We start from the raw sequence: 8,370 nt of genomic DNA on the forward strand, positions 1-8,370 counted from the left end.
TCTGCCTACTACCGAAAACTGCTGCCTGTTAGTGCATTAACATTAGTTAGTCATGATTAATAAACACCAGCGCTACAATCTTATTGGTTATTAGCAGAATTTTTCTTATGACGCAAATTTACGCAAAGCCAGTAGTACCAATGGCCAGCTGATTATACTCATCAACAGTGATAAGGCAGATTGTGCGACAAAGACATTCTGGATAAACATCTGCAATATCCATAAACATAATTGAAAAACAAACAATCCTAAGCTTGCTAATAACCATGCACTGATGGTATTTAGTTGCCTAATATAAATACTGGTTATTTTTATGAAGAAGGCGACTGCCACGGCGGCAAAGGCTTGCTGTCCCAAATGGGTATCCATGAGTAAGTCAGCAATGAGACCGATGGTAAATGCTGTAAAAATACCAACATAGCGTGGCTGAAATAACAACCAAAAAATCAGCACCATGATCATGACCATAGGGCGTAAGGTAGCCATACTAGGACTTAACGGATATACATTGAGCGATGACGCAATAACAAAACTTAGAATGATGGTAGCAATCAGTAGTACCGTTGCATTCTCAGAATCAGGATACGACATGGGTACTTACCTTAACGAATGTATTGATGGCTGCTGTTAAAGCATGAGTGGGCATTGATGGGGTAAAAACCATGGCTGAAAATGTATCGACAAACAGACCAGTTAATAAATAGATGCCAGCCATTGTCTGATTGGTGCTTACGTGTTTAGCGCCTAACTTCTTAACGGTCATTGAGAGTCATATTATTTTTATTCACCAGCTTATATTGCAAGACTAATACATACGCATTATCGATAAAGTTCGCCGCTGGGGTCACTTCTATACTTCTAAAGTTATCGGCTTGAGTATCTTTAATATGGGCGATACGCCCGACACGATACCCTGCTGGAATACGCCCACCCAATCCTGATGACACCAGCTCATCACCCACACGCACGTCTGAGGTTTTGAATACATAATCAAGGCTTAATGAGGTTGGTATGCCTTGCCCTGTCACGATAGCGCGTTGACCTGTGCGCTTAACCGTAACCGCAACCGATTGCTGCTCATCAGTAATCAATAGTAGGCGACTGGTATTGGGATAGACATTAATAATCTGCCCTAAAATACCGTCCTCATCAATCACTGTTTGTCCAACTTGAACCCCGTCTTGAACGCCTTTATTGAGCACTACGATTTGTCTGAGTAAGTTGGTGTCTGTACCGATTACCTGTGCCAAATTAAGATCAAATTGTTCAGGCTTAGTCGTTGATAAAATACCTTGCAGGCGCGCATTTTGTGCCAAAATATAATCTTGCTGCTGCAACTTGGCTTGCGCATGGATAAGCTGAGACTTCAATTGCATGTTTTCGCGGCGCAGCGCTTCTTTAGACTGTAAGCTGCCACCTGCCCAATGCTTGGCATAACTCGGTAACAGTGATAGCTCATAAATAGGCTGCATAGCGGCATGACTGGTACTACGTACTGGATTAAACCATTCTGAATTTTTGCTATCGAACCACATCAGTATTAGAGCTGCTATTAATACAATGGCAGTCTTACGAAGTGCTAACGGCTGGCGCGCAAAAATACTTGGGGTCATAAGTCGTCTAACTCAGGAGTTATAAAATAAGCAGTAGCCAGTACTGGGTTCTAGTTGATTAATGCAATTAAAGGCAGCGCAACTGGCTACCTTTAATTTTATACTGTTTTGACCCACTATTTTTACGCAAGCTATCATCAAGCACGACGAAGATGATTTATCAATACCGCAGTGCTTAACTAAAGCAATCTAAACAAAAATCATGTTCAAGCTTTTGTTATTGATAAAATCAAGTGCAATACCACCGCCGCGGCTGACGCAAGTCAATGGATCTTCAGCAACGGTCACAGGTAGACCTGTCTCTCTTGAAATCAATTTGTCCAAATCACGCAACAGCGCACCGCCGCCCGTCAAGACAATACCACGCTCTGCGATATCTGATGACAGCTCAGGTGGCGTCTGCTCAAGTGCAGCTTTCACCGCGCTAACGATACCGCTCAGCGGATCACTCAGGGCTTTTTGTACTTCTTCTGAGTTGACAGTAAAGGTTTTTGGCACGCCTTCTGCCATGCTACGACCGCGAACTTCAACTTCTAGCTGACTGTCTTCATTCAAAGCAGAGCCAACTTCGTGCTTAATACGCTCAGCTGTCGTCTCACCAATCACGCAACCATGGGTACGGCGCACATGGGTGATAATCGCGTCATCAAACATATCGCCACCGATACGAATCGACTCAGCATAAACGCAACCAGATAAAGCGATAACGGCAATCTCCGTCGTGCCGCCACCAATATCAACCACCATCGAACCGCTGGCCTCATGAACTGGCAAGCCAGCACCGATGGCAGCTGCCATTGGCTCTTCTAACAATAGTACTTTACTCGCACCTGCTGAAGATACCGCTTCACGAATCGCTTTACGCTCAACCAGAGTAGACTTACAAGGCACACAAACCACCACGTTAGGCTGCGCCATAAAACGCTTGGCTTTTACCTTCGTTATGAAATGCTTGAGCATTTTTTGCGTCACTTCAAAGTCAGCAATCACGCCGTCTTTTAATGGGCGAATCGCTGTAATGTTGGCAGGTGTACGACCAAGCATCTGCTTGGCATCAATACCAACAGCCGCAACGGTAGGGTTTTGGGTACGATTACTTCGTAACGCAACCACCGTAGGCTCGTCAAGTACGACGCCTTTATTAGGAATAAAAATGAGAGTGTTCGCAGTACCGAGGTCGATAGCGATATTATTTGATAAAAATCCAAACAGGTTCATGACTAATATTTCCAGCGTATTACAAATGAGGCGAATGAGGCGAATGAGGCGAATGAGATTGACTGAGGCGTTACTCGTCAGCGTTGAGCAGGTCGTCGTTAGACATTACTTATGGCGAAATTTGAACCTCGCAACAAGTCAAACCTAAGCAATAATGATGCAATGGAAAAACTGAGCTAAATTATACCGATTTGGCTCAAAAAAAACACAGATATTTGCATCAGTAAGTCAGGATTTTGGTCTTAAACGCTAAAAGTTGTTACAAAGTTTAAAATAGCAGTAAACACCATTCGACTTAATGAAACATCATTTAATTCAATAACTAACAAGGCTCTACAGGCAAATGATAATTTTGCTTAGCAGCACAGGTGCATACTGTAACGTATTTCAGAACGTAATGGGTAAGCAATTGAGAATCAATCGTGAATTATACGGTCAATTTTGCAAATCACGCCATCTTGGTTGATATTGTGCATCAATCAAGCGTCATGCTCTGTAAACTTAAGCCAGATGCTTTATAATAAAGCCACTATATATACATCTTAAGATAAACCCCTTGTTTTAGTTTGTGTTAATAATTATCTATATCTAATGCTTGTCTATTTTAGCCGCATTCTACTCTAACAAAAACTGTCCTTCACTGGAGAAACTATGTCACAGCAACCAGCAACGTCTGACAGCAACGTCAGCCGTGAAGAAATCCTAGAAGTTGCCAACCTTGCACGTTTGGGTGTCGATGAAAGCACAGCCGATAGCTATGCCGACGATATTAGTAAAGTATTAAAACTTATGAATACGCTATCTAACGTGGATACTACAGGCATCAAACCCTTAGCAAACATTCATGAAGCTTGCCAAGAATTGCGGGCTGATGTGGCCAAACACGATATCAACCGCGCGCGCAATCAGTCAGTCGCCCCAGCTGTTGAAGATGGCTTATATTTGGTTCCACAAGTGATTGAATAAGCAGCGCGCTGCTTTAACCGCTACTCTATTTTACTTTATGCTATTCACATTTTGACGGACGACACCTTATGTCAGAACTTCATTTATTAAGTACCCAGCAGCTTATTACGGGCTTGCAAGACAAACAATTTAGCAGCGCGGAATTAACCGAACACTATATCAAGCGCATCAATGCGTTAGATGGCGAGATAAACAGCTTTATCACTCATACTTCTGAGACAGCACGCGCGCAAGCAAAGGCAGCAGATGAGATGCGCGCACAAGGCGATCAGCGTCCATTACTTGGCGTACCGATGGCGCACAAAGACATTTTTTGTACTCAAGGTGTACTGACGACTTGTGGCTCTAAGATGCTGCATAACTTTATCTCGCCTTATGATGCTACCATCGTTTCTAACATCGACAAAGCAGGCATGATTAGTTTAGGCAAGCTCAATATGGATGAGTTTGCGATGGGCTCAGACAACAGCAGCTCTTACTATGGCACTGTGCAGAACCCTTGGAACCTAGAGCGCGTCCCTGGTGGTTCATCAGGTGGTAGTGCTGCCGCCGTTGCCGCAGGTTTTGTCCCAGTCGCAACGGGTAGTGATACTGGCGGCTCTATTCGTCAGCCTGCCTCATTTTGTGGTTTAACCGGTATCAAGCCAACCTATGGTCGCGTCTCTCGCTTTGGTATGATTGCCTATGCCTCAAGCCTTGATCAAGCTGGTAGCATGGGACGCAGCGCTAAAGATTGTGCCTATCTGCTACAGCCAATGATTGGTCACGATCCACGCGATGCGACTTCTATCAAATACGATATGCCTGACTACGTACAAGACATCAATGATGCTGAAGCCGCGGCTGGTGATAAGCCATTTTCTGGCTTGCGCATTGGTGTGGCAAAAGAATACTTTAGTGCTGGATTAGACGCTGAGGTAGAAACAGCCGTACGTGCTGCTCTGAAAAAATATGAAGAGCTGGGTGCGACGATTGTCGAAGTGAACATTACTGATCCTGAAATCACGCTTGCTACTTACTATATGCTAGCACCTGCAGAAGCCTCATCTAACTTGTCACGTTTCGACGGCGTACGTTTTGGCTATCGCTGTGAGAATCCAACCGATCTGCTCGATCTATACACGCGTTCACGCTCTGAAGGCTTTGGTCCTGAAGTACAGCGCCGTATTTTGACCGGCACTTATGCGCTATCGGCTGGCTACTTCGATGCGTACTATACTAAAGCACAGAAGATTCGCCGCTTAATCGTCAAAGACTTCGATGAAGCGTTTGCTAGCTGTGATGTGATTGCTAGCCCAACAGCACCAACCGCTGCTTACAAGCTTACTGACAACCTTGATCCTGCGACCATGTACTTGGGTGACGTTTATACCATCGCTGTTAACTTAGCGGGTCTACCTGCGGTTAGCCAGCCAGTTGGTCTAACCTCAGAAGGTTTGCCTGTTGGCTTACAGTTAATCGGTCAACATTGGCAAGAGAGCCAATTACTCACGACTGCTCACTTATTCCAGCAGCATACAGATCATCATCTACAACACTCTGCCATCGCGAAGGAGACGGTATAATGAGTACAGCTATTACTGATAACAATGCCGTCCGTGAACACGCCGTACGTAAAGAGCTTTTCGTCGATGGTTATGAAGTGGTCATCGGCATTGAGATTCACTGCCAGCTAAATACGGAGAGTAAAATATTCTCAAGTGCGCCAACTGATTTTGGTCATGAGCCAAACAGCCAAGCCAGCATTGTAGACTTAGGTCTGCCTGGTGTATTGCCAGTGCTAAATGCTGGCGTGGTCAATCGTGCCTTAAAATTCGGTATCGGCGTCAACGCTGAGTTGGGTCTATTTAATACGTTTGACCGTAAAAACTACTTCTATCCAGATTTGCCTAAAGGCTATCAAATCACCCAGATGGCCAACCCTATCGTTGGCGAAGGCTATATCGATGTCGTGGTCAATGAAGGGGATAAGAACGAATATCCCAAACGTATGGGTATCACTCGTGCGCATTTAGAAGAAGACGCTGGCAAGTCAGTACACGACGCCGTCGATGGTATGACTGGTGTGGATTTGAACCGTGCTGGTACGCCATTAATCGAAATCGTCTCTGAGCCAGACATGCGCTCTGCTCACGAAGCACTTGCCTACATCAAAGCCATTCATCAGCTGGTCACGTGGCTTGGTATCTCAGACGCAGTGATGGCAGAAGGCTCATTCCGCTGTGATTGTAACGTCTCTATCCGTAAGCCTGGTGCTGAATTGGGTACACGTACTGAGCTGAAAAACCTCAACTCGTTCCGCTTTATTGAGCGTGCCATCAATCGTGAAATCGAGCGTCAGATCGATATCTTAGAAGACGGTGGCAAAGTCGTTCAAGCGACCATGCTTTATGATCCAGAGCGTGATGAAACTCGTGTGATGCGTACCAAAGAAGATGCCAACGATTATCGCTATTTCCCTGACCCTGACTTGCTACCTGTGCGTATCGAACAGCATACGGTTGATAGCATTCGTGCAGCAATGCCGGAGCTACCAGTTGCTCGTCGTGCGCGTTTTGAAAAAGCGCTTGGTCTATCAGAATACGATGCACGTATCTTGACTGGCAGTCGTCAAATTGCCGATTACTTTGAAGCTGTGGTCGCAGAAATTGGGCAAGCAGATGCCAAAATGGCTGGCAATTGGGTGATGGGTGACCTACTCGGTGCGCTAAATAAAGATGATAAAGAAATTACTGACTCCCCTATCAGCGCCAAGCAATTGGCTGGTATGCTAGCCCGAATCAAAGACGATACGCTATCTGGCAAATTGGCTAAGAAAGTCTTTAGCGCCCTATACGAGCGCGAAGGCGGTGATGCTGATGATGCCGCTGATAAAATCATCGAAGAAAAAGGTCTTAAGCAAGAAACCGATACGGGCGCTATCAAAGCCATCGTTGAAGAAGTCATCGCTAAGAATGCAGCCATGGTTGAAGAATATCGTGGCGGTAAAGAAAAAGCCTTTAACGGTCTGGTCGGTCAAGTCATGAAAGCCAGCCGCGGTAGTGCCAACCCGCAGCAAGTGAACCAAATCTTAAGAGAGCTTTTGGGTTAAGTAAGGCAAGCTACTGGTTGGTTCAGCTGACTGTAATAGGCAAAATAATGTGATAGATTTTGGCTACTATAAATAGCCCTTGCAATATGCATAATTTTGCGTAAAATAGTCAGTCATTCGGGGCGTAGCGCAGTCTGGTAGCGCACTACACTGGGGGTGTAGTGGTCGCAGGTTCAAATCCTGCCGTTCCGACCAAGAAATACTAAATAACTCAACGGCTTAGGTCGTTGAGTTATTTTTTTGGCAAAAATTAACATTGTATGCCAAAGTTATTCATGACTGGATGAAGCAGCTCGGCATTACATAAATTACCAATCATAAATGTCGCTGTTATTCCGATAATCAACAAGCCGATTACCCACATTGGCAATGTGAGCGACCAATTAGTTAAGCTTTGACTCTCGCAATTTCTACACCGCCAATCATTCTTTCTAAGCCTAGTTCCACAATCTGGGCACCGCTTATGATTAATAAACATCTCACTTCCTTCCAACCCTATTATTTTTACGCTTTATAAAACCTACATACTGCTATACTACGAGCAGACCTCTTTGTTTAAAACCACTGTTTCTACTAGATTATCTTGATTGTCATAACTTGATAGCTTAACCACAACATTATTAGCTGCTTGATATTTTGCACTATAAAAACTCTGACAAAGTTCATCAACACCTAATTCTTGAAGGCTAGGCTCCATATTCTTAACTGCTATTGAGCTTGAATATAAGTTCATTTTCCAGCTCATCAGGTAATTTTTATCTCCCAGATTAAACTCAGGTTGCTCGTTATTGATTTTTTCATTAGCCACTCGATCCATTGAATCAAAAAAAATAGATGCAGTGTTTAAGTCTACATAATGGTAGTCGTCATCTACGACCTCAAAATCTTCAAAAAACTGATCCATCATACTGAATACTTCAGCATTAGCATTAACTGTTATTCCTATTGATATAACTGCGACTAGCCATTTGTTCATAATATACTACCTATCATAATCAACATCTTTATTTCTTCAAACAATTCGAACTGTTTCTTGATTTTATCATATGTATAACTGCTTTTTTTCTCAGAACTTGATACTTCATAAATACCGTTTATTTTCTCAATTTGATAGGAGCCATGCACTATTAATTGCTTGTCAAATACCTTTTAAGATAGGTTCTTATGGCAAAGTAGGGTTTTTTATCATAGCCAAAGTTATTACCATAGACATAGACGCACAGGCAGCGACAAGTAGTGGAATTGTCATGCATGAAGTATGGTATAGATGGTTATTTATCATAGGTTATCATCTTAGTTTTAATAGTAAGGCATTATTGAGAAGCGCTATTCAACTTAATTTTTATATGATGAATATCATGCTTTTGAACCGCCCCGGGATTGTCGGAGACTCAACATTCTGAGAGAATATGACAATGAAAAGACAAACCTACACTCCTGAGATTAAAGAACGCGCCGTTCGCATGCTGATTGAAGCGTCGA

At 43.6% G+C, this 8,370-nt stretch carries 8 protein-coding genes and 1 tRNA gene; 4 read left to right on the plus strand and 5 right to left on the minus strand.

All coding sequences use genetic code 11. The annotated features are described in order from the left end of the window. Positions 1-105: 105 nt before the first annotated feature. From mreD to ACP69U_RS11425, 4 genes are all read right to left on the minus strand, one after another. Positions 106-591, minus strand: a complete 486-nt coding sequence (gene mreD, locus ACP69U_RS11410) for a rod shape-determining protein MreD (protein WP_426138580.1) — start codon at positions 589-591, stop codon at positions 106-108. Continuing rightward, complete coding sequence (locus tag ACP69U_RS11415; RefSeq protein WP_045446597.1) at positions 578-763, minus strand: hypothetical protein; 186 nt, start codon at positions 761-763, stop codon at positions 578-580. Before ACP69U_RS11415 ends, mreD begins: the two co-directional genes overlap by 14 nt. Beyond that, positions 753-1,613 carry a rod shape-determining protein MreC gene (gene mreC / locus ACP69U_RS11420; protein WP_426138581.1) on the minus strand — a complete coding sequence of 287 codons (861 nt, stop codon included), beginning with the start codon at positions 1,611-1,613 and terminating at the stop codon, positions 753-755. Before mreC ends, ACP69U_RS11415 begins: the two co-directional genes overlap by 11 nt. A 189-nt stretch (positions 1,614-1,802) precedes the next feature. Continuing rightward, on the minus strand, positions 1,803-2,840 hold the full coding sequence (locus tag ACP69U_RS11425; protein WP_055125266.1) for a rod shape-determining protein: 1,038 nt from the start codon (positions 2,838-2,840) through the stop codon (positions 1,803-1,805). Positions 2,841-3,482: 642 nt separating this feature from the next. Here ACP69U_RS11425 and gatC point away from each other — a divergent pair. The 4 genes from gatC (at position 3,483) to ACP69U_RS11445 (ending at position 7,083) form a co-directional block, all read left to right on the plus strand. Continuing rightward, entirely contained in the window at positions 3,483-3,797 is a 315-nt protein-coding gene (gene gatC / locus ACP69U_RS11430) for an Asp-tRNA(Asn)/Glu-tRNA(Gln) amidotransferase subunit GatC (RefSeq protein ID WP_045446594.1), read from the plus strand. A 68-nt stretch (positions 3,798-3,865) separates the two neighbouring features. Next, entirely contained in the window at positions 3,866-5,362 is a 1,497-nt protein-coding gene (gene gatA, locus ACP69U_RS11435; RefSeq protein WP_426138582.1) for an Asp-tRNA(Asn)/Glu-tRNA(Gln) amidotransferase subunit GatA, read from the plus strand. Further along, entirely contained in the window at positions 5,362-6,888 is a 1,527-nt protein-coding gene (gatB, locus tag ACP69U_RS11440; protein WP_426138583.1) for an Asp-tRNA(Asn)/Glu-tRNA(Gln) amidotransferase subunit GatB, read from the plus strand. Before gatA ends, gatB begins: the two co-directional genes overlap by 1 nt. A 118-nt stretch (positions 6,889-7,006) precedes the next feature. Continuing rightward, a tRNA-Pro gene (locus ACP69U_RS11445) sits at positions 7,007-7,083 on the plus strand. A 340-nt stretch (positions 7,084-7,423) separates the two neighbouring features. Here the strand turns inward: ACP69U_RS11445 and ACP69U_RS11450 are convergent. Then, positions 7,424-7,864 (minus strand): hypothetical protein, encoded by a 441-nt coding sequence (locus ACP69U_RS11450; RefSeq protein WP_025652175.1) that lies wholly within the window; start codon positions 7,862-7,864, stop codon positions 7,424-7,426. Positions 7,865-8,370: the final 506 nt, after the last annotated feature.

This window comes from Psychrobacter sp. TWR1-1-1 (genome assembly GCF_049895865.1).
GTDB classification, from domain to species: Bacteria; Pseudomonadota; Gammaproteobacteria; order Pseudomonadales; family Moraxellaceae; genus Psychrobacter; species Psychrobacter immobilis_A.